This window comes from Persicimonas caeni (assembly GCF_006517175.1).
Lineage (GTDB): Bacteria > Myxococcota_A > Bradymonadia > Bradymonadales > Bradymonadaceae > Persicimonas > Persicimonas caeni.
This window is the reverse complement of sequence record NZ_CP041186.1, coordinates 7,501,558-7,520,767: the sequence shown is the minus strand read 5'-3', so window position 1 is coordinate 7,520,767 and position 19,210 is coordinate 7,501,558. Positions and strand designations below refer to the sequence as shown.

Genomic DNA, 19,210 nt, shown 5'->3' with positions numbered 1-19,210 from the left:
TACAGCAGAGAAATGGAGCGAAAACGGATCAGCGAATATTCGAGGCGCCGCTTACACGCCTCAGGGGGCCATTCGGTACTCGACAACCGGCGAGTGGCGTGACCTCACCTGATTGACCACCGTGTCAGTCGCCCCCTCGATGACCTGCGACAAAAAGCCCAAGTCTTCCTTGGCGGGATAGACCAACTTGGCGTCTCCGTCGATCTTGGCCTCGTCTTTGACCCAGTCGACGGCGTCTTGGAAGGTGCCGATGGCGTCGACGAGCTTGTACTCTTTGGCTTGGCGACCGGTGAAGACGCGTCCATCGGCGACCTTGCGCACTTCTGACAACTCGAGGCCACGGGCTTCGGCCACGTCCTCGATGAATTGCTCGTAGATATCGTCGAGCAGCGCGCGGAAATACTCTCGGTCTTCGGCGCCAAACTCGCGAAACGGCGAGCCGGCGTCTTTATACTTCCCGGTTTTGACGGTGTTGACCTGCACGTCGACCTTCTCGAGGAGCCCCTCGACGTTGAACAGCTGCGAGATGACACCGATCGACCCGGTCACCGTGCCCGAGTTGGCGATGATATGCTCGGCGCCGAGCGCGATGTAGTAGCCGCCGCTGGCCGCGGTGCTGCCCATCGAGACGACCACCGGCTTTTTCTTGGAGGCGCGTTTGACCGCCTGGAAGATCTCTTGGCTCGGTGCGACGGCTCCTCCGGGGCTATCCACGCGCACCACGATCCCCTTGATGGAGTCGCGCTTGGTGAACTTGCGCAAATCCTCGACGGTCTTTTTGCTCTCCATGATCGGGCCTTTGACCTCGATGATCCCGACCTGGTTGTCGGCGCCTCCGATGCCCGAGTCATCGCTGAACGCGCTGATCATGACGACCGCGAAGAGGAGCAACATCAAGAAGAGGCCGCCAAAGATCACCACGACCGTCATGATGCCGCGCTTGTCGACCCCGTCTTTGTCACCGGTGGGAACTTGCTCGTTCGGTTCTTCGCTCATCACTCACACGCGCTAATCGGATAAATTTGGCCCCAATGAGCCCAATCAAGGCAATAGGCGGCCAAATTCGACCAAACTGCAGCCAACTGTGCAAGTGCCAAACGTCAGGAAACGCCCAGCCGCTCCAGGAAGGCGTCGAGCCAGTTGACCGGGAACGGCACGTTACCGAAATGGGCGAAGCGGTCGCGGTTGCCGTGAAAATCGCTGCTGGCGGTGCTCAGCACGCCGAATCCGCGGGCCATTTTGGCATAGCGGCGGCGCGCCTGGCGATTGTGTTGGGGGTGAATCGCCTCGATGCCGTCGAGGCCGGCGTCGATCCAGTCTCCGATGTCGTCGTCGAGGTCGTATTGGCCGGGATGGGCCAGAATTGCGATCCCGCCGGCGCGATGGATGAGGTCGATTGCGTTTTCGACCGACGGCCACCCCATCGATACGTGGGCGGGCCCGCCGGTATGCAGGTAGCGGTCGAAGGCTTCGTTGACACTACCGACTTCGCCGGCCGCGACGAGCGCGCGCGCCAAGTGGGGCCGGCCCATGATGGCGTCTTGGGCGATGTCGGCGACCGCCTCGAAGCTGATGTCGACCCCCAGGTCATCGAGCCGCGCGATCATCTGGCGCATGCGCTCCCGCCGGCTCTCGAAGCGTCGCTCGGAGTAGTCTTGGATGACGTCGCCCTCGGTGTCGACGCCGTAGCCGAGCACGTGCACCGAGGTGTCGTGGTAGGCGCTGATCTCGATGCCCGAGATAAAGGTGATGCCCAGCGACTCGGCCGCCTCGCGCGCTTCGGTGCATCCATTGCAGTTATCGTGATCGGTCAATGACCAGACCTCGACGCCGCGCTGATGGCATAACTCGGCGACCCGCGACGGAGCATACGCCCCGTCGCTGGCGGTGGAGTGGGAGTGGATTTCAGCACGATGAGTCTTGTTCGCAGACGACGTGCTCATACTTGCTCTCGTCTCGGTGGTCGGAAGCGCCTGGCGAATCCGGGTCGTTGGTGGGTTCCGTGGAGAGATCACCATCAGCACCTTCGGGGGAAACGTCAAGCTCCCCGTCCGCGCCCTGGCCTTGTTGGCTCTGCTCTTGCTGGTCCTGCTCGGCCGGGGCCGCGTTCGCCTCGCTGGCCTCTAATGCCTCCATCTCGCACAGCTCGTCAACCGACAGACTCTTGAGCTCGACCTCGTCGGCCAACTGCTCGAGCCGCGACAAGGCCTCGGTCAACCCGGCATCATTGGTCGCGCTGGTCGCATGTTGGACCAACGTCAGGTGAAGCTTTTCGAGCGTGGTCACGCTGCGCTGCAATCTCGACTCGAGACGCGCACAGGCAAGCTCGAGACGCTGTCGCATCTGCACCTGTTGCAGAATGTGGGCGCGCGATTGCTCCAACTCTCGCCGAAGCGAGGCGTCTTTCACATCGTCGAGTCGGCGCTCCATGCGCTCGAGGCGCCGGCTCAACCTCTCGCCGCCCGAGCGCCGGAGCGTGTCGCGTAGTTCCTCGAAGCGGCTGGCAAACCTGAGCAGCGACCCAACGGTATCCGTCGCGATCTCGACGGCGCGCCGTCGCGTGTCGTCCTGCTCGGCGCGTTCGCACTCGCGGGTGATCTGTCGGTACAATTCCTTGGCCGACTCCAAATAGTCACGCACCGGGTCGCGATGGCGTGCGATGGCCTCGTCCAAGTCGCTGATAACCGAGTTATGCTCCCACTCCAGGTCGCTCATGCCCGCGGCAACCGCCAAAAACAGCCCCCATGCGCCGCCGGCGAGCGCCTCGCGCACCAACATCACGTCGAGCGGCTGCATAAACCCGGTGGCGAACAAGGTCTCGGCGGTGAACACCCCGGCGGGCAGCGCTGCGGCAAAGATGCCCCAGGTCCACAGCTTTCGGCCCAGGGATTGGGCGCGATCGAAGGTCAGCGCCGCCCCCAAGAAACCGCCGCCGATGGCCGCCGCCCACATCGGCGCGCCCCAGACGCCCACCCCAGCCAGTCCGCCCATCATGACGCCACCGGCCAATGCCAAGATTAATCGCATCATCGCGGTGTCTTCGCGCGGGTCGAGCCCGTTGATCACCAGGCCCACCACCGCCGCAAAGCTGAGCGCGGTCAGCGCCTGAACCTCGCGGCCGACGACGAGCTCGAGCAAGCTTGCCACGATGCCGGCGGCGAACCCGCCGCCGATGAGTCCCAAGATATCTCGTTCGAAGGTGTCTTCGTGTTTGAGTGTCGCGCTTGCAGACATTTTTCTTCTCCTCGCAGCTATCGAAAAGTGCAGTATTCGGGCGCCCGTGACCGCTTAGAAGCTCGTCTTGTCGAGAAGGATCATGCGTCCGCGCGCCTTCTTCTTCTTGATCATGCGCTTTCCGCTGTTGCTCGAAGAGTCGTACCGATCCATGTCGTTGGCCGTCTCGGCCAATTCGCTCTCGGCTTCGGCGAAGGCGGGCTCTTGGAGGTCGTATTTTTTGCGCGCTCGGCGAAGCGAGGAGCGACGCTTTTCGAGGACCTGCTGTGCCTGCGCCTTGTCACCGCGGTCGTAGGCGACCATCGCCTCTTTGAGGCTCTCGGCGACCTCGACCTGCTGGACGCGCGAGATGACGTCGACGTTGATCTCGGTCTTGGTCTTGGCAATGTCGTCAGTGACCACCGAGCTGAGCGCGACGTTCTGGTTTTTGGCGCCGTCGTCGGTGACATCCTCATAGCTCAGGTCGATGTCCATGACGGGCAGTTTGCCCGCGCTCTTGGCGCTGGTCTTGAGCTTGAGCAAAATGTTCTTCTTCTCGCCCGACTGGAACTCGGCCAGCGCGACCATGACTTGGTTATCGGAGCGCTCGAAGGAGAAGCCGTACAGGTTCTCGACGTCGACGCCCTCGGCCAAGGAGATGACCAGAGACGTGTTTCTGGCCACGGTCTTGGCCAGCCCGTCGAACTCGGACTCGAAGATGGAGACGACCGTGTTGGGCTGGTCGATAAAGTAGTAATTGCCGGCGCCCTGGTCTGCCATGCCGGCCATTAAATCTTCGTTGTAGTCGAGGCCCACTCCCATGGTGGTCAGCGAGACGCCCTGCTGCAGGTTGGTGCGCGCCATGCTCTCGAGCGAGTAAGGGTTGGTCACGCCCACGGTTGCCTTGCCGTCGGACAACAGCACCACGCGGTTGACGCTCTCCTCGGTCTTCCAGCGCTGCACCTCTTGGAAGCCACGGCTGTAGCCGCCGCTGATATTGGTCCCTCCACCGGCGTAGATCTGCTGGACGGCGGCGCGCATGCTCGCCTTGGCGGCCCGAGTCGCCTTTCGCGAAGAGATATCGACGGACACCCCGCTGGCGTACGAGATGATCGACAGGCGGTCGTGCGGCTCGAGCTCGTCGACCAGGCGCATGGCGGCACGCTTGGCGTACTCGAGCTTGCTGCCGCGCATCGAGCCCGACCGGTCGATGACCACCGCGAGGTTCAGCGGCGGGCGAGTGCCGCCTTCAATCTCTTTGGCCGAGATATCGATCGCAGCGTAGACGTCCTCGGCGTTCGCGCTGGCGATATAGCCGTGCGAGATGCCCGCCTCGAGCTCGAGGGTTCCGTCGGCGGCAGCGTGCGTGGTTGGCGTCGGCTCCTGTTTGACCGGCACCGGCGTAGGCTTGGTGACCTTGACCTCGGTCGTCTCGGGTGGTGTCTCCTCGGGGCGCAGCCTGTAGAAGAGCGCGGTTGCCAGAAGAAGCCCTGCGATGACTGCGATGGTTCCAAGCCGTTTCATCTTTTGCTCCGTGTCGTTGACGGGACCGTTTGATTGCCGTTGATGTGGTTCAACGCGCAGGCTTGGAAAGGGATCTAAATTAATTTGAATATCTGTCGCCTCGGTTTCTGCTTGGCCTTCGTCTATAGTCGTAGCGTGTTCCCGTACGCCGCTGCGACGACTATGATGTTCCGACCCTCCCACACCATCACGGGCCTCTTGGCTGCCACCCTCCTCTGCGCCGGCGCGACCAACGTGCAGGCAAGCACGTGGGCCGAGCCCCCCGCGCAGCAACAGCCTTGGCTTGGCTATGGCTGGTTCGTCGAGAACGGCTGGCCTATACCGGTCGAAGACTTTCCGGTTCGATTTGTCTTTTTGGGAGAGGCACCTGCCGGAGTGAGTTTCGAGCAGGTCGAACGGGCCGCCCGAAACGCCGCGGCGAGTTGGACGGACGTGCCCTGTGCCTCGGCGCAGGTCGTCTACGCAGGCCACCGCCCGTCGCTCGATGAGGTTGGCCCCGGAGAGATCCCGTTTTTATTTACCTCTCCCCAAAATGCGACCTGCTTTCTGCCCCAGACGGTCGGCTTCACCAAGCTCGGGTGCGTCGACGAGTATCCCAACCGTACCGTCTTTCTGAACAGCGCCGACTACGACTGGTCGCCCGAGCCACGCCCCTTTCAGCCGGCCTACACCGACCCGAGTGGTGAGCACCGCCTCACCGTCGACGTCGAGAGCGTCCTCACCCACGAGTTAGGCCATGTGCTCGGCCTCTCCCACACCGATGACACGCTGGCGACCATGGCCCCGTCCTACCGAGGCGACGGCGGCATGCGCACCCTCGCAGTCGATGACAAGCTCGGCCTCTGCGCGATCTACGAGGTCGCTACGCCGCGCGACGAGTGCTCCAGCGGACGCGACTGCGCGCTCGGTCACCGTTGTGACATGGTCGAGAGTTTGAGGTTGTGTCGAGAGACGCGCGGTGAGGTGGGAGAGGCTTGCGCGCTCGATCGGTTGGTGTGTGAGGAGGCATGTGTACTCGCCCCCAACCCCGGAGATTTCGGCTACTGCACCGTAACCTGCGAGGCTGAGGCGGACGACTGCCCCGACGGCTATCGGTGCACCGAGGGACTCTTGGTGGCTGACCTCGCGCACTGCGAGCGTATCGCGGCGCCGGACGAGCCGACGTGCGCGAGCACCGGCAGCCAGCGCAGCGTGCTGCCGAGCCTGTGGTGGGTGGTCGCGGCGGCATGTTTTACCGCCGCCCGCCGTCGGGTTATTCGAAAACGAGTGCGTTGAGGACTTTTTGGAAGTCGGCGTAGTACTTGTCTCGACCCTCGGCCGGAAAGAAGCCGCTGACGATGATGGCGTTGCTCCCCTGGTGGTACTGCCAGACAATCAGGCGGAACTGACGTTTTCCTGACTTCGCGCCGTATTCGGTCTCCAGGCCCTTTTTGCCCTTGTAGGTCGCCTCTTTTCGCACTTCACGTTTGGCGAAGCCGGTCTTGTGAAGGTTGGCGTGAAACGAGGTGAAGAAGGCCGTGGCCGCGCTCTCGCGCTTCAGGGGGCTGACGAGCACGTCGATCTGGGCCTCTTCGTCCCCCGCGGCTCGAAAGACGGCGATGGTCCCGCCGCTCTTCTTCTTGCCGTTGACCCAACCCTCCGGACGAGTCACCGACACACCGCTCTCTTTGTCCTTGATGACCTTCGCCCGCATGTCGGGCTTGTCGTCCTCCTGGGCCATGGCGCTCGATGCGAGGCCCAAGCTCATCAAGAGAACCAGCATATTCAGAAACCATCTGCGCATTTTGACTCCTCAGCTCACGTTGACCGCCCATCAAGCGGGCGCATCCTGACTCACTTTAAACGTACGGCAAGTCGGGATTCTTCAAAACTTCGGCAAAATTGTCCGCACGGTCAACTTGGCACGTGCATGACGTAAAACGACGACAGCCCCGGCGGAATCGGATCCGTCGGGGCTGCCTCGTCACGTTCTTCAGGCCTGTCGGCGTCGCGACGCCTTACTCGGCCTTGGCGAACTTCATGTTCTCGATGACCGAGGTGAAGTCGTCCATGTACTCGGCCTTCTCGGTGTCCTGCATGTAGCCCACGGCCAACCAAGCGCTCGAGTCTTTGATGAACTGGAAGATAACCACTTCCAGGGTGACGCCCGAGTGAGTGAACTTGTAGATGGTCTGCGTGCCTTCGATGCCACCGATGGTGGCTTCTTTTTGCGAGGCCTGCTCGAAGTTCGACTCGGTCAGCGTCTTGTGGAACGTCTTGAAGAAGACGTCGGCCACGTCCGGGGTCATCAGCTTGGTGCCCACGACCTCGATCTGGCTCTGCGAGGGCTTGTGCTTGAAGCTGGCCACGGCTTTATCATTGCCCTGGGTAACCTCCCATTTCGCCGGCGGCGTGATCGTGACGCCGAACTCTTCGTTCTCGATCGGCTGGGCGTCCTGCGCCACTGCGGACGAGGCGAAGAGCAGCGCGATCAAAACCGTGCTGAAAAATCGGGCGAATTTCATCATGAATCTCCTCTCGAAGTTACCCGCTTTACGTAGTTGGATGCAGGGTATTACGTCGTCTCAATTACAACGAAGTGTCTTATAACAGCCCAAAGCTGGTCAAGCAACTTCGTGAGCATCTGCTTTCCAAGCGTCTCGGAAAGTGGTACTTCCGGGAGACCAGTTACCACCGCCACGAGACCTTGATGTTCTTCTCTCGTGACAACCAAGGCGAACGCGCCTCGCATTCCCGTGCTCCACTTCGACACGCTTTGCGCTTCTCGAGCCTGCTGCTCGTCGCCTTCCTCGTCTTCGCGGTGGCCGGCTGCGAGTCGCCCACTGAGTTCTTCCAGTCCAATCCGCCCGAGTTCTCGGCTCCGTCCGAGCCAGGAACAACTGAGCAACAAACGACTGAGCAAGAAACGACTGATCAAAAATCAGCCGAGTCCCAGAAGGCTCAGGCCGGACAACAAGAAGCCGAACAAAAGCCCAAAGACACCACCGAGGCTCAAAAAGACGACGAACCTCTCTCGGCCGAAACACTCGCCGTGCAGGTCCAATCGCTCGAGCCGGGCGCCGAGAAGGCCAAGCGCATCCTAGAGCGCAATTTCGAAGGCTTCCTCGAACGCCAAGACCTCGGGTTTACGAGCGCCTTGCCCGACATGGTGCTCGCCGATCTCGACGGCCTCGGCGAACGCGTCACCCGTGCGCCACAGCGCTTCCAGCAGATGAGCCCGCGCGAGATCGCCTTCGAGCTATTTCCGGCGCTGGTCGCCCTCATACTCACCATCGTGTTCGCCCTGCTCGACCGCGCCTTTTTGAAGTGGTCGAAGCGTTGGCAGGCGCGCATCCACATCGATATCTCGCGCGCGGCCACCCAGGGACTCCGCGCGCTGGTGTTGGTCTCGGGGCGGGTAGCCCCGCTGCTGTCGCTGGTGATCCTGAGCTACTTTCCCATCCAAGCGCTCGCGCAGCAGTCTCCTTGGAGTCTGTTCTTGACCCGGGCTCTGTGGCTGGGCGTTGCGTACCGAGCCATCCATGCGGCGTTCGTCGTCACGTTTAGCGGCCGGCTAATCGACGTCGCCGACGAGCACGCCCTTCGCCTCGAGACCTACGCGATCTGGGTCACCCGGCTCATCTTCGGGTTTCTCCTCGCCCTGGCCGCCATCGAGACGTTCGAGTACCACCGTCAGGTCTTCTACTTCGTGCGTTTCTGCCTGGAGTTGACCGTTGCCTTCGTGCCGGTCTACCTGTTCTTTGTGCAACCGTCGGTCATGGCGCTCCTGCCGGCGTACGAAGGCTCGCGCATCTACTCCTTTTTCCGGGAGACCATCGACCGGTACTACCACTGGTTGCTCTCGGTGACCGTGCTCCTGTTGCTGATGCGCGCGGCAGGCTTCGACAACGCCTCGACCTTCATCCTGTCGCGCGGCTACGCGATCATCTTGCTGGTCATCTTTGCGTTCGTGGTGGGCAACGGCATCAAGGCGTTTTTGCGCAAACGCACCGAAGCCATCGACGCCGAGGAGGCGGTGGGCACCCGTACCGCCGAGACCGGGCCGCCGCACCTGGCTGCGAGCCTCGAAAAGTTCTTGTTCGTGGCCGGTGGCCTGATCGTCATCGTCACCATTCTCGACCTCCTGGCGGTGCGCGAGGCGGTCGTCGCGCTGCTTCGCACCCCGATTCTGGCCGCGGGCAACGTCCAGATCTCGCTGTTCAACGTGCTCGCCGTGGGCCTGATCGTCTTCGGGACCGTCTTGGCCATCAAGATCCTCAAGGCGTTCCTCAACGCCAAGGTGTACCCGGCGTTTTCGGTCGACGTGGGCATCGCCTACGCCATCAACACCCTGCTGAGCTACGTGCTGGTGGTCATCGCCTTCTTGATGGTGTTGGCGGCGATCGGCGTCAACCTGTCGGCCATCGCCGTAGTGCTGGCGAGCCTCGGGGTGGGCATCGGTTTCGGTCTGCAGACGCTGACCGAAAACCTCATCTCGGGCTTCATTATCCTCTTTGGCCGCTCGGTCAAAAAGGGCGACTTCATCACCGTGCGCGACACCTACGGGCGCGTCGAGGCAGTCGGCGCACGCAGCGTGGTCATCCGCACGCCCGACAACTACGACATGCTCATCCCCAGCAAAGAGATCGTCGGTGGCCAGATCACGAACTGGACCTTCCGCGACAGCTACGTGCGCATGCGCATCGACGTGGGCGTGACCTACAACGCCGATCCGTCGCACGTAAAAGAGGTGCTCCTCGACGCCGCCGCCAATTGCGACCTCATCTTGCAGAAGCCCGACCCCGAGGTGTGGCTTGTCGGCTTCGGCGACAGCTCGGTCAACTTCCAGTTGCTCGTCTACTACGACTGCCGTCAGGTCAGCCCGTTTCGCCTCAAGGGACTGATCTACTTCGACATCTGGGACGCGCTGCACAAAGCTGATATCGAAATTCCCTTCCCGCAGCGCGACATCCACGTGCGCACCGGCGAGGTGTTGCCAGAGGTCGCCAAGATGCTGCGCGAGCTGCGCCAAAACGGTGAGGATGCCGAGAATGGCAACCTGTTGCCGTTGGAGATGGATGACGAGGACAAAGAATAGCCCTCAAAGAAAAGACCTGGCCCGAGGTGGACCAGGTCTTTGGATGGCAGGGGCTCGGGGAAACGCTACTGCGGTGCGTCTTCCCCCGGTGTTTCGAGCTTCCCGTCCACGCCCAACCGCAGTTCGCGCACGAAACCGGCAAGACTTTCGGTGAAGTTGGGGCCCCGTCCCTCGACGAGCCACACCAACGCCGAGCCCACGAGCACGCCGTCACAATGCGGCGCGACCGCCTGGGCGTCGTACCCCGTCGAGATCTTCATCGACGCCAAGATGGGCGAGTCGCTCGACTGGCGAAACTCCTTCATTCGCTCGGCGAACTGCTGATTCGAGATCGTCGGTTCCCCGCCGGAGTGGCCCGTCCAGATCAAGAAGCTGTCGCATCCGGCCGCGATCTGCGCGAAGCGCTCCGTGGTCGTGGTGGGGGCAACCGCTGCCGGCAGCGCCAGATTGTTGGCGCGCAACGCCGTTCGCAGCGCCTCGCCCTCCTCCCACGGCAGGTCGGTGACCATCGCGCCGTCGAACTTGGCCTCGAGCAGGCAATCGACGAAGGTGTCGATCCCACGCGCCAGAATCCGGTTGTAGTAGGTCGAAAAGAACACCGGCGTGTCGTGCGTCTCCCGAAACTGCTGACCCAACTCGATGATCTCGTCCCAGCTCACCTCTTCGCGAAGCGCCCGGGCCGAGGCGCGCTGGATCACCGCGCCGTGGTAGGTCGGATCGGAGAACGGAAAGATCAGCTCGATCATGTCGGCGCCCTCGTCGGCGAGCACCCGCATATAGTCGAGCGTGGCGTCGAGGTAGGGGTCGGCGGCGACGATCGCGGTCATCAACAGCCGTTCGCCCTGCCCTTGCGCCTTGCGGCAAACGTACGCGAGCCGTTCGTTCATCACGCCCCTCCCGAATCATCGCAGCAGGCAAGACGCTTCAAATCGCGCATGCCCCCGCCGGTTACGCCGACCACGACGTCTTGGTCTTCGTGGAGCGTGGGAAGGAGCTTGAGCGCGTAAGCGAGCGCGTGACCCGATTCGAGCGACACCAAAATCCCTTCGTATTTGAGGAGCTTTCGCACCCCGTCGATCGCCTCGTCATCGGTGACGGCTACGTAATGCACCCGGCCCTGCTCGGCCCAGTGTGCGTGCTGCGGGCCCACGTTGGGCACGCTCATGCCGCCGGCGATACTCGCCGGAGACAAGACCTGGCCGTCGTCATCTTGGAGTAAAAAAGAGTAGGTTCCCTGAAAGACGCCGGGACGCCCGGCGACGAGGCTCGCCGAATGGCGGCACGACAGCCCCTCGCCGGCAGCTTGGACACCGGCCAGTTGGACCATCTCCTCGTCGACGAACTCCGAGAAGAGTCCTGCAGCATATCCGCCACTTCCCACCGGTGCGACCACGTACTCGGGAGTGCGCCCACGTCGGCGCACCTGCACGCGGGTCTCGGCGCCGATGACGGACAAGAAGAAGGCGCTCATACGCGGATACGGGTCGGGCGCGGCCAGCGAGCTCGGACAATAAAAGTGCGTCGACGAATGCGTCGCCCAGAACCGTAACGCCTCGGAACACGCCGCCTTGCGGCCGCGAAGTGTCGAGTCGACCGTCTCGAGGTCGACGCCCAGCTCCTCCATGCGTCGGACCATCAACGGCTCGGCCTCGCGGTCCTCGCGCCCCATGAAGATGCGCGTCTTCAGGCCCAGCGCGTTGCCCATCGAGGCCAGAGCTACGCCAAACTCGCCGGTGGCCGTCTCGCCGACGATCCACTCGCGGCCCGTCCGCTTGGCCAGCAGCGCATATGCCGCCGCCAAGTTGACCGTGAAGTTGCCCCCCTGGCACAGATCCTCGCGCTTGATCCACAGCATGCCGCCGCCCATCTCGTCGGAGAGATTGCGCAGCAAGGTCAATGGCGTGGGCCGTCCAATGCGGTGGTCGAGCATCGCCTCGAAGTCTTCCATGAAGGCGACGTCGGCCGCGGCCGATTCGAAGGCTTCGGCGACTTCCTGCAAGGGGGTCCAGAGCGCCTCGGCGATAAACCGCCCCCCGAAGCGGCCGAAGCGTCCCGAATGTGGATGGCCACTCATGAGAACTCGTCAGTTGAAGGGGGGCTTACGACGACAGTCGCTGGCGCGCGCAGCCCAAGAACTCGCCGACGCCCTTGCGGATCTCGCGCGAGACGATGGGACTGAAGACCTTCGCCATCAGTCGGTTGATCGGAAGGTCGGTGGCGATGGTCTCTTTGTAGTGCACCTTGGTGCGGTCTTCGCCGAGCTTTTCAAACTTGGTGAACCCTTCCGAGCGCATGTTGCCCTCGCGGGTCGACCAGCGAAAGTGCTCGTCGTCGACCTTCTCGTACTCGACGGTGTAGTCGGCCTGATAGGTGATGCCCTTTTCGGACTTCTCCTGGAGCACCCAGCGCCACACCATCGGCTCGACCTCTTCGGCCTTTTCGGTCTGGCTCAAGCACTCCTTGAAGGTCGCCGGGTCGCTGAAAAAGTCGACCACGTCGTCATACGCCGCTTCGACCTCGAAGCTCTGCTCTTCGGTTCCTTCAATCCAAGCCATTTCAATTCCTCTTATCGAGAATTATTCGAGTTATGGATGCAATTCAGTCGCAGTTGCGATCGTCGGGGCCGCACTTGAAACGAATATGGAAGTGGGTGTCGTGGCCGCTGACGTGGCGGATGATGCCCTCGCGCTCGTGGTTGGGGCGCGGGTACTGCAGAATCGGGGCGAGCGCCTCTTTGGAGTAACCAATGGATCGTGCGTACTCGTACAGGGCACGCTGCAAGTCACGCTCGACGAAGATATACTCGACCTCGCCGGTGTCGATGAGCGTCTTGAACAAGTGCCAAGTTTTGACCGCGTCGATCTGCTCGTAAGACATCGCGAACAGGTTGGGCAGCTGGACGTTGCCCCGGTAGTAGTAGCTCACGTCGGCGTCGCGGCCTGATTGGTGGCTGCTGTGCCCGCGAATCCGTCCGCCACGCTTGTAGCTCAAATCCCCCACGACCATCTCAGGGGCATCGGGCCAGCGCGCCTTGACGTCGGCGGCGGCCGCACGCAGCAGCTGGATGGTGCGCTTGGTGCCGTAGGCGCGCGAGACGTGGCGTACGTTGAGGCCCTCACTATCTTCGAGGGCGATGCCATTGTAGAGCCGACCGCGGTTCGCCGAGCCCCAGGAGACCGACTTGCCGTCGCGCCCGGGGATATACAGGCGCACACGCTGGCCAATCTGCAGTCGACGCGGGTTGAGGCGTCGGTTCCATCGGCGTACTTTCCGCACGCTCACGCCATACTTCTTGGCGATCCCCTCGAAGGTATCGCCCCTGCGAATCCGGTGGACGACGGGCAGCGGACGGCTGCGCTTCTTCTTGGGCTTTTTGTCGGACTTGACGATGAGTTCTTGGCCCGGCTCGACAGTCAGCCCCTCGAGTTCGTTCCACGCACGTACGTCATCGTAGTCCACCCCGAATTGCAGCGCGATGCTGCCCAGGGTGTCGCCCGGATTGACCGTGTAGTGGATGACCTTGCCTTTCTCGGCGGCGTTATTCTCCGCGGCAGCTTCGGCAAGCCCGCCAAAAAGAGCTCCGGCGGCAACTAGCAAAGCAATGAAACGACGTTTGGACATCTACCTAACCTCCGTGTTGGGCCGGCCCACAGGGCGCGCGGCGCCAACGGCGACAAAAAGGCTCTAATTCTCGGACCCATTGAACCATACAAGGCCTCGCACGTGAAGCTTTTCAGGTCAACTTCGTGACGAAAAGCCCTCCCGGCGCCCTCCTTCCCCCGTCAGCGAGCCCCCATCGGGGGCAATTCGGCCTTGCCCTGCCCAGCTTGACCCGTATTTTCCGGGCGTGTTACAAGCCCCGAGCATGTCGATTTGCCGTGATTTTCGGCACTCGGACAACACTAATTCTACAACGTCGACGGAGCTCTCATGTCTGTTCGCGTACGCTTTGCGCCCTCCAATACAGGTTTTCTGCACATGGGCAACGCGCGCACCGCGCTGTTCAACTACCTGTATGCTCGCCACAACGACGGCACCTTTATCTTGCGCATCGAGGACACCGACCTCGAGCGCAGCGAGGAGCGTTATACCGACGCCATCCTCGAGGCGATGGAGTGGATGGGCATGGAGGCCGACGAAGGTCCATTCTTCCAGACGAAGCGCATGGACTACTACAAGGAGAAGGTCGACGACCTGCTCGAGAAGGGGCTAGCCTACAAGTGCTTCGCGACCAAAGAAGAGCTCGAAGAGCGCCGGCAAGAAGCCCTCGAGTCCGGCGGCGACCTGTCCTCGTACTCGCGTATCTGGCGCGACTGCGACCCGAGCGAGCATCCCGAAGACCAACCGTACGTCGTGCGCTTCAAGTCGCCGCTCGAAGGCGAGTTGACCATCGACGACCTCGTCCAAGGCGAAGTCACCGTGTCGGCCACCGAGCTCGATGACTTCATCATCCTGCGCAGTGACGGCAGCCCGACCTATAACTTCACGGTCGTGTGCGACGACGTGGCCATGGAAATCACCCACGTCATCCGCGGCGACGACCACCTCAACAACGCCTTCCGCCAGCTGCCCGTCTACGAAGCACTGGGCGCCGAGCCGCCCACCTTCGGCCACGTGCCGCTGGTCGCCGGCCTGAGCAAGCGCAAAGGCAGCACCTCGGTGCCCGAGTACCGCGCCCAGGGCTACCTGCGCGAGGCGGTCAACAACTACCTGGCCCGCCTGGGCTGGTCGCACGGCGACCAAGAACTCTTCTCGATGGACGAACTTATCGAATTCTTCGACTTCGACCACGTGGGCAAGAGCGCCTCGCAGTTCGACGTCAAGAAGTTCCAGTGGGTCAACAGCGAGTGGATGAAGCGCCTCGAGCCCGCAGAACTCGCCGAGCGCTGGAAGCCCTTCCTCGAAGAGGCCGGCCTCGAGGTCAACGACAAGGTCGCCGACGTCGCCGCCGAGATGCGCGAGCGCGCCAAGACGCTCGTCGAGATGACCGAGAAGAGCAGCTACTTCTTTACCGACGACATCGAGCGCGACGAAGGCGCCGTCGACAAGTGGCTCAAGGGCAAGTACGCCGACGCGTTCGACGACCTGGTCGATGAGTTGGAAGGCCTAGACGAGTGGACGTCGGACAACATCGATACGGTCTACCGCAGCATGTGCGACAAGCACGACATGGGCCTGAAGCACTTCGCTCAGCCCACGCGCGTGTGCCTGACGGGCAACACATCGAGCCCGGGCGTCTTCACCACGGTGTATCTGGTGGGACGTGAGCGTGCGATTGCGCGCCTTAAAGACGGTTTGGCCGTCATGAAGGAGCGCGCCGAGTAGGCAATTGACACGTTTGGGTAGTTGAGGCCCACTATTTGGGACAAAGGCAAAGGATTTGAGCGCGGCGAGGCGACCGTCGAGCATGGTTGTGGATCGCAAATCGACCACGTCACGCCTCGCCGCACTCTAATTGCGGTTTCGCGCCGTCGTTCAGGCGCCCCTAATAGCCGTCGCGAACCGACCACTGCACGCCTCGCCGCACTCTAATTGCAGTTTCGCGCCGTCGTTCAGGCGCCCTTAATAGGTGGCGCTCCAACCTCTGCAAGGCGACCATCGATGAAATCCACCTCCATTTGCGCCCTCACCCTACTCTTTGGTTTTTTCCTCGTCGGCTGCCAGTCGAGCGTCCGGATGACCCGTCCCGACGCCGACGCCAGCCTATCGCGCCCCGATGACTGGCTACGCGAACGAAACCGCGAGGCCGCGGGCACCCTCTTCCAGATTCGCCATCCCGTCGAGCCGGTGCGGATGCGCCTGCGCAGGCTCGAGACTCCCGTGACGCAATTCGCCCACGAATCGTGGGCCCTCCTTTGGCTCGACAGCGCCTTCGACATCGTCGACAGCGATGCGCCCGAGCGAGCGACGGCGGACGGGCGCGAGGGGGTCTCGGTGCGCGTACGGTTCTCGGATGCCGACGAAACCATCGCCCACGAGCTTTTTGTGGCAAACGCAGCCGGGGAAACGTACGTGCTCGAAGCCTGGGGGCATCCCGAAGCGATGGCACGCACTGAAGAGGCTCGACGGTTCATCTTACAGAGCGTCGACTTTCCTGCGAATGAGCAGGAAAAGCCAAGCGAAGCGACGACCGAGCAGACCGAGATCGAAGGCAATGGCTGGCGACTGGTGCTTCCGGGCGTGGACGGGTCCGTGGTCAACTCGAAGTGGCTGGTCGAGCACCGCGACGAGCAGACGTCTGTAGTCGCTCTCCCCTCCCACCTCATCGAGGGCGAACTTCGGAGCGAGTCACTCGACTACCCCATCGACGCGGTCAAATACGCCGAGACCGCCCTGGGCGCCAAAGTTGAAGCACAAGGCGACCGGCACGATGTCATCGTCCGCCAGAATGCCAAGGCCAATGCGCGTACTCCCATGTACACCATCTACCGGTTCATCACCCGCGGCGAACGGGGTGTGCAGATTGCAGTCTCGACGCCGCAGGCTCTGTATGAGAAAAATCCAAAGGTAGTGGATGCGCTGGTCGACTCGCTCGAACTCAAAGCTACCGCAGCGGACGCCGAGCAGCGCGACGATACTTCGGAGAAGTGACGCGTGCGTTTGCCTGCCGGCTATATTTTATTGACTGCATTGCTGGCCGCGGTCTCGACCGCGCTCCTGTGTGCCTCCACCGCCCACGCCGCGCCTCCCCAATTCGGCGTCGAGATCGAAGCGGGCACTGCCGCCGGCTTCACCTCCTACCTTCGCAACGAAGTCGTCACTGAGGTCGACCGCACCCAGACCGACGAGCAAGGCCGCTTTTTGCTCGAGCCGTCGCTGGTCGACGTCGAGACCGGCGCAGGCACGTCTTTGGGCCTGCGCCTCATCGCCTCGAATATCGCCGCCGGGCTGAGCTTGCGCTGGTTCGACTTGACCGCCAACGAATTGCACCACGTCGGGCGACGCTCCATCTCGCCCGATCGCGTACGCCCCGACGGAAGCGTCGACGACAGCGGGGTCGATTACCGCGCGCTCGACCCGTCGATCGACCAGCCGATCCGCGACGAACAGCAAGACCAACTCTATGTCGTCGGGCTCAACGGTGATTATCGGTTTATCTGGCCGGGCGACGGCTTCGACGTGTTCGTGCCGGTGGGCGGGGCCGCGGTGGTCACCTTCGTGACCCGCGATGCCAGCCCCATACGGCTCGGGTTGGAGGCGAGCAGCGGCCTGGGGATGACGATCACGGTGTCTGACACCGTCGCGCTCGCCCTTTCGGGACGGGTGCACGGACTCGTCACCTCACACTACGGCCGAAGCGCCGACGCCGCGCGTCGGGCAGTATCCATCGGTGAGACGACCGAGGAGGCGTTCTTCTCGACGCTTTTATACGGCTCGGCCAATATCGCCGTTCAATTCCGAATTCGGTAGCCCAGGGAGGCATCATGCGTGAATTGCCCGACCTATCTTCGGAGGAGCTGGCCGAGATCCGCCGTGAGCTCGATGAGTTTTCTGACCGGGTCTACTGGCTGGCTCAGCAGGTGCCTCCGGGCGAGGTCGTCACCTACGGCCAGCTGGCGCTGTACGCCGGTAGCCCACGCGCGGCGCGCGCCGTCGGCACGCTGATGCGAAACAGCCTGTCGAACGGGGTCGAGGTGCCCTGGCAACGGGTCATCAACGCCTCGGGCGGTATCTCGTTCAAGGGAGACTACGCGCGCGCCGAGTTGCAGCGTCGGTTGCTCGAGGACGAGGGTGTGGTATTCGATAGCAATACGAAATGCGATTTGAAGCGTTTTCGGTGGGAGCCCGACGTTCTGTTTTGGGAAGATGACGAGTGAGCTGATCGGCCGATGAAAATGGTGACCGAAAAACTGCGCCCGCTGGTATTGGTAGTCGGCGGGCTTCTCTTTTACCTGCTCGTTCTGGGCCTTCGCGGGACCGGTACGGCCGGTTTGGAGTTGATGGAGCGGCTGCGTACGGCCAATAAGGCGTTGATGAACGACGCGCCGGTCGACGTATTCGACAGCCCGCATCCGTTCATCGACCTGCTCTACATTCCGCTGGCCGCAGCCTTCGACAACGAGGTGTTTGGGTTTGCGTTGGTCTCGGCGATTGCCGTGGCACTGACGCTTCCGGCCATCTGGCGCATGGCCCAGGCCGTCGCCGGGGGAATCGGAGCGGCCATCGCCGTGGGGCTCTTTCTGGGGCTTCCGATTGTCGCCGGCGCGGCCACAACACCCGGCCCGGCGGCGATTGTGCTGTTGTTGTGGTGCTGGCTGCTGCGTCTTTCGACGCTCTCCCAGCACCGGTGGTGGACCGCACTTTTGCTGTCTCTCGTCGCCGCGGCACTCACGCTGAGTTGGGCCCCGGCGCTCGTGTGGATTGTGGCCTGGCCCATCGTGGTGATTGCGGCACGGGGCATCGCGGGCAGACGAAGCGACCCCGAGGCAAAGGGGATGATAGCGACATCGGAGGTGCCTGTGGCCATTCTAGTGGCTCCGGTGGCCGCGGTCGTGCTTCCTAGTGTGCTCTTTTGGGCGCTGGGCGTGGCTGGCGATGCCCTGGAAGGCACGTGGTACAACTACCTGACCGCTTCGCTGCTGGGGAATTTTCCGCCGGTGCTCTTCGAGGGCACGGTGTATGCCGTGGAGCGGTCGCCGTTGACTACTGGCGCCGTTTGGGCGGCCATCGAGTTTCCGCCGGAAGTCGTTCTGGGCGCCGTTGCCGCGCTGCTGCTCCCGGCGACGGAGCGCTTCGGTATCTTCGTGGACGCGCCCGATAAGGCGGAGGGGTTCGAGCTGCCCCGCAGCTTCAGCATCTTGACGCTCATCTTTGTGCTCGGTCTCCCTTGGGCGCTGCGCACCCGCGACATGGGCGGCGTGCCCTTGCTGCTGATGGCGGCGCCGGTGTTGGCCATTTTGGCCGCCTCGATTCTGGCGACCTTCGCGCGCCTGGTCGTCGAGCGACTCGAAGAGCGCGACGTGGCAGCCCGTACGCGGCACACGGTGCTCGTCGCCTTGCTGGGATTGTTTCTGCTGCCGGGGCTGGTCTCTACGGTCCTGTACCACCCGTATCACGGAAGCTACTACAACTTGTTCGCCGGCGCGCCCGAAGGGGCAATCGAAGCGGGCCATCCGGCGAGCCGCGATGATGTGTTGCCGATCGAGGTTGCGCGGTCGGTGGCAAAGCAAGTCCGCTCAAGAAGCTTATACGCGGGCAAGTGGCGCCCACACTTCGAAGCCTACGTCGCCTCGGGCGACATCGATCCGCTTAACTTTGCGGCCAGCCCCGCAGAGTGGCAGGCTCGCTTCCACGAGCGAGAGCCGGCGCCGAAACGTCTGCAAGATGAGCCTGCCAAGCAGGTCACTTGGGGGCCGCGAAATGCGGCGGTATTCGTGCTGGATGTGAGGGAGTGAA

At 62.7% G+C, this 19,210-nt stretch carries 17 protein-coding genes; 7 read left to right on the top strand and 10 right to left on the bottom strand.

All coding sequences use genetic code 11. The annotated features are described in order from the left end of the window. Positions 1–60 precede the first annotated feature (60 nt). The 4 genes from sppA to FIV42_RS27915 form a co-directional block, all read right to left on the bottom strand. Entirely contained in the window at positions 61–996 is a 936-nt protein-coding gene (gene sppA / locus FIV42_RS27930; protein ID WP_141200880.1) for a signal peptide peptidase SppA, read from the bottom strand. Positions 997–1,100: 104 nt separating this feature from the next. After that, positions 1,101–1,943, bottom strand: coding sequence for a PHP domain-containing protein (locus FIV42_RS27925; protein WP_168210995.1), 843 nt, complete (start codon positions 1,941–1,943; stop codon positions 1,101–1,103). Continuing rightward, positions 1,906–3,234 carry a sulfite exporter TauE/SafE family protein gene (locus FIV42_RS27920; protein ID WP_141200878.1) on the bottom strand — a complete coding sequence of 443 codons (1,329 nt, stop codon included), beginning with the start codon at positions 3,232–3,234 and terminating at the stop codon, positions 1,906–1,908. The genes FIV42_RS27925 and FIV42_RS27920 overlap by 38 nt, the downstream gene beginning before the upstream one ends. Positions 3,235–3,288: 54 nt before the next feature. Continuing rightward, positions 3,289–4,737: a vWA domain-containing protein gene (locus FIV42_RS27915; RefSeq protein ID WP_141200877.1), complete on the bottom strand. Its 1,449-nt coding sequence runs from the start codon at positions 4,735–4,737 to the stop codon at positions 3,289–3,291. Positions 4,738–4,902: 165 nt separating this feature from the next. On the opposite strand from FIV42_RS27915, the gene FIV42_RS27910 reads away from it, so the two are divergent. After that, entirely contained in the window at positions 4,903–6,012 is a 1,110-nt protein-coding gene (locus tag FIV42_RS27910) for a matrixin family metalloprotease (protein WP_168210994.1), read from the top strand. Here the strand turns inward: FIV42_RS27910 and FIV42_RS27905 are convergent. Further along, complete coding sequence (locus FIV42_RS27905; protein WP_141200875.1) at positions 5,990–6,520, bottom strand: hypothetical protein; 531 nt, start codon at positions 6,518–6,520, stop codon at positions 5,990–5,992. The two genes, FIV42_RS27910 and FIV42_RS27905, sit on opposite strands and share 23 nt — an antisense overlap. Positions 6,521–6,734: 214 nt before the next feature. Next, positions 6,735–7,241, bottom strand: a complete 507-nt coding sequence (locus FIV42_RS27900) for a hypothetical protein (protein WP_141200874.1) — start codon at positions 7,239–7,241, stop codon at positions 6,735–6,737. A gap of 185 nt (positions 7,242–7,426) precedes the next feature. On the opposite strand from FIV42_RS27900, the gene FIV42_RS27895 reads away from it, so the two are divergent. Further along, positions 7,427–9,814, top strand: coding sequence for a mechanosensitive ion channel family protein (locus FIV42_RS27895; RefSeq protein ID WP_141200873.1), 2,388 nt, complete (start codon positions 7,427–7,429; stop codon positions 9,812–9,814). A 65-nt stretch (positions 9,815–9,879) separates the two neighbouring features. On the opposite strand, the gene trpA is transcribed toward FIV42_RS27895, so the two are convergent. From trpA to FIV42_RS27875, 4 genes are read right to left on the bottom strand one after another with little or no spacing between them, the layout of a single operon-like run. After that, a complete protein-coding gene (trpA, locus tag FIV42_RS27890) occupies positions 9,880–10,701 on the bottom strand; it encodes a tryptophan synthase subunit alpha (protein WP_141200872.1) in 822 nt (273 codons plus the stop codon). Then, positions 10,701–11,888 (bottom strand): pyridoxal-phosphate dependent enzyme, encoded by a 1,188-nt coding sequence (locus FIV42_RS27885; protein WP_141200871.1) that lies wholly within the window; start codon positions 11,886–11,888, stop codon positions 10,701–10,703. Before FIV42_RS27885 ends, trpA begins: the two co-directional genes overlap by 1 nt. A gap of 25 nt (positions 11,889–11,913) precedes the next feature. Next, positions 11,914–12,369, bottom strand: coding sequence for an SRPBCC family protein (locus FIV42_RS27880; RefSeq protein WP_141200870.1), 456 nt, complete (start codon positions 12,367–12,369; stop codon positions 11,914–11,916). 43 nt (positions 12,370–12,412) lie between these two features. Then, positions 12,413–13,435 carry a penicillin-insensitive murein endopeptidase gene (locus FIV42_RS27875; protein ID WP_141200869.1) on the bottom strand — a complete coding sequence of 341 codons (1,023 nt, stop codon included), beginning with the start codon at positions 13,433–13,435 and terminating at the stop codon, positions 12,413–12,415. A gap of 309 nt (positions 13,436–13,744) precedes the next feature. Here FIV42_RS27875 and gltX point away from each other — a divergent pair, with 309 nt between their 5' ends. The 5 genes from gltX to FIV42_RS27850 all read left to right on the top strand — a co-directional run bounded on the left by gltX (position 13,745) and on the right by FIV42_RS27850 (position 19,209). Further along, a complete protein-coding gene (gltX, locus tag FIV42_RS27870; RefSeq protein ID WP_141200868.1) occupies positions 13,745–15,139 on the top strand; it encodes a glutamate--tRNA ligase in 1,395 nt (464 codons plus the stop codon). Positions 15,140–15,490: 351 nt separating this feature from the next. After that, a complete protein-coding gene (locus FIV42_RS27865) occupies positions 15,491–16,405 on the top strand; it encodes a hypothetical protein (protein WP_141200867.1) in 915 nt (304 codons plus the stop codon). Between the two features lie 3 nt (positions 16,406–16,408). Further along, on the top strand, positions 16,409–17,224 hold the full coding sequence (locus FIV42_RS27860) for a hypothetical protein (RefSeq protein WP_141200866.1): 816 nt from the start codon (positions 16,409–16,411) through the stop codon (positions 17,222–17,224). Positions 17,225–17,238: 14 nt separating this feature from the next. Then, positions 17,239–17,631, top strand: a complete 393-nt coding sequence (locus FIV42_RS27855) for an MGMT family protein (protein ID WP_141200865.1) — start codon at positions 17,239–17,241, stop codon at positions 17,629–17,631. 21 nt (positions 17,632–17,652) lie between these two features. Continuing rightward, a complete protein-coding gene (locus FIV42_RS27850; RefSeq protein ID WP_141200864.1) occupies positions 17,653–19,209 on the top strand; it encodes a hypothetical protein in 1,557 nt (518 codons plus the stop codon). Position 19,210 lies beyond the last annotated feature (1 nt).

Coding starts and splice junctions, on each gene's coding strand:
- FIV42_RS27855 (WP_141200865.1), top strand. CDS start 17,239: ATGCGTGAATTGCCCGACCTATCTTCGGAGGAGCTGGCCGAGATCCGC.
- FIV42_RS27900 (WP_141200874.1), bottom strand. CDS start 7,241: ATGAAATTCGCCCGATTTTTCAGCACGGTTTTGATCGCGCTGCTCTTC.
- FIV42_RS27920 (WP_141200878.1), bottom strand. CDS start 3,234: ATGTCTGCAAGCGCGACACTCAAACACGAAGACACCTTCGAACGAGAT.
- FIV42_RS27875 (WP_141200869.1), bottom strand. CDS start 13,435: ATGTCCAAACGTCGTTTCATTGCTTTGCTAGTTGCCGCCGGAGCTCTT.
- FIV42_RS27925 (WP_168210995.1), bottom strand. CDS start 1,943: ATGAGCACGTCGTCTGCGAACAAGACTCATCGTGCTGAAATCCACTCC.
- trpA (WP_141200872.1), bottom strand. CDS start 10,701: ATGAACGAACGGCTCGCGTACGTTTGCCGCAAGGCGCAAGGGCAGGGC.
- FIV42_RS27905 (WP_141200875.1), bottom strand. CDS start 6,520: ATGCGCAGATGGTTTCTGAATATGCTGGTTCTCTTGATGAGCTTGGGC.
- FIV42_RS27865 (WP_141200867.1), top strand. CDS start 15,491: ATGACCCGTCCCGACGCCGACGCCAGCCTATCGCGCCCCGATGACTGG.
- FIV42_RS27895 (WP_141200873.1), top strand. CDS start 7,427: ATGTTCTTCTCTCGTGACAACCAAGGCGAACGCGCCTCGCATTCCCGT.
- FIV42_RS27885 (WP_141200871.1), bottom strand. CDS start 11,888: ATGAGTGGCCATCCACATTCGGGACGCTTCGGCCGCTTCGGGGGGCGG.
- FIV42_RS27915 (WP_141200877.1), bottom strand. CDS start 4,737: ATGAAACGGCTTGGAACCATCGCAGTCATCGCAGGGCTTCTTCTGGCA.
- FIV42_RS27880 (WP_141200870.1), bottom strand. CDS start 12,369: ATGGCTTGGATTGAAGGAACCGAAGAGCAGAGCTTCGAGGTCGAAGCG.
- FIV42_RS27910 (WP_168210994.1), top strand. CDS start 4,903: ATGTTCCGACCCTCCCACACCATCACGGGCCTCTTGGCTGCCACCCTC.
- sppA (WP_141200880.1), bottom strand. CDS start 996: ATGAGCGAAGAACCGAACGAGCAAGTTCCCACCGGTGACAAAGACGGG.
- gltX (WP_141200868.1), top strand. CDS start 13,745: ATGTCTGTTCGCGTACGCTTTGCGCCCTCCAATACAGGTTTTCTGCAC.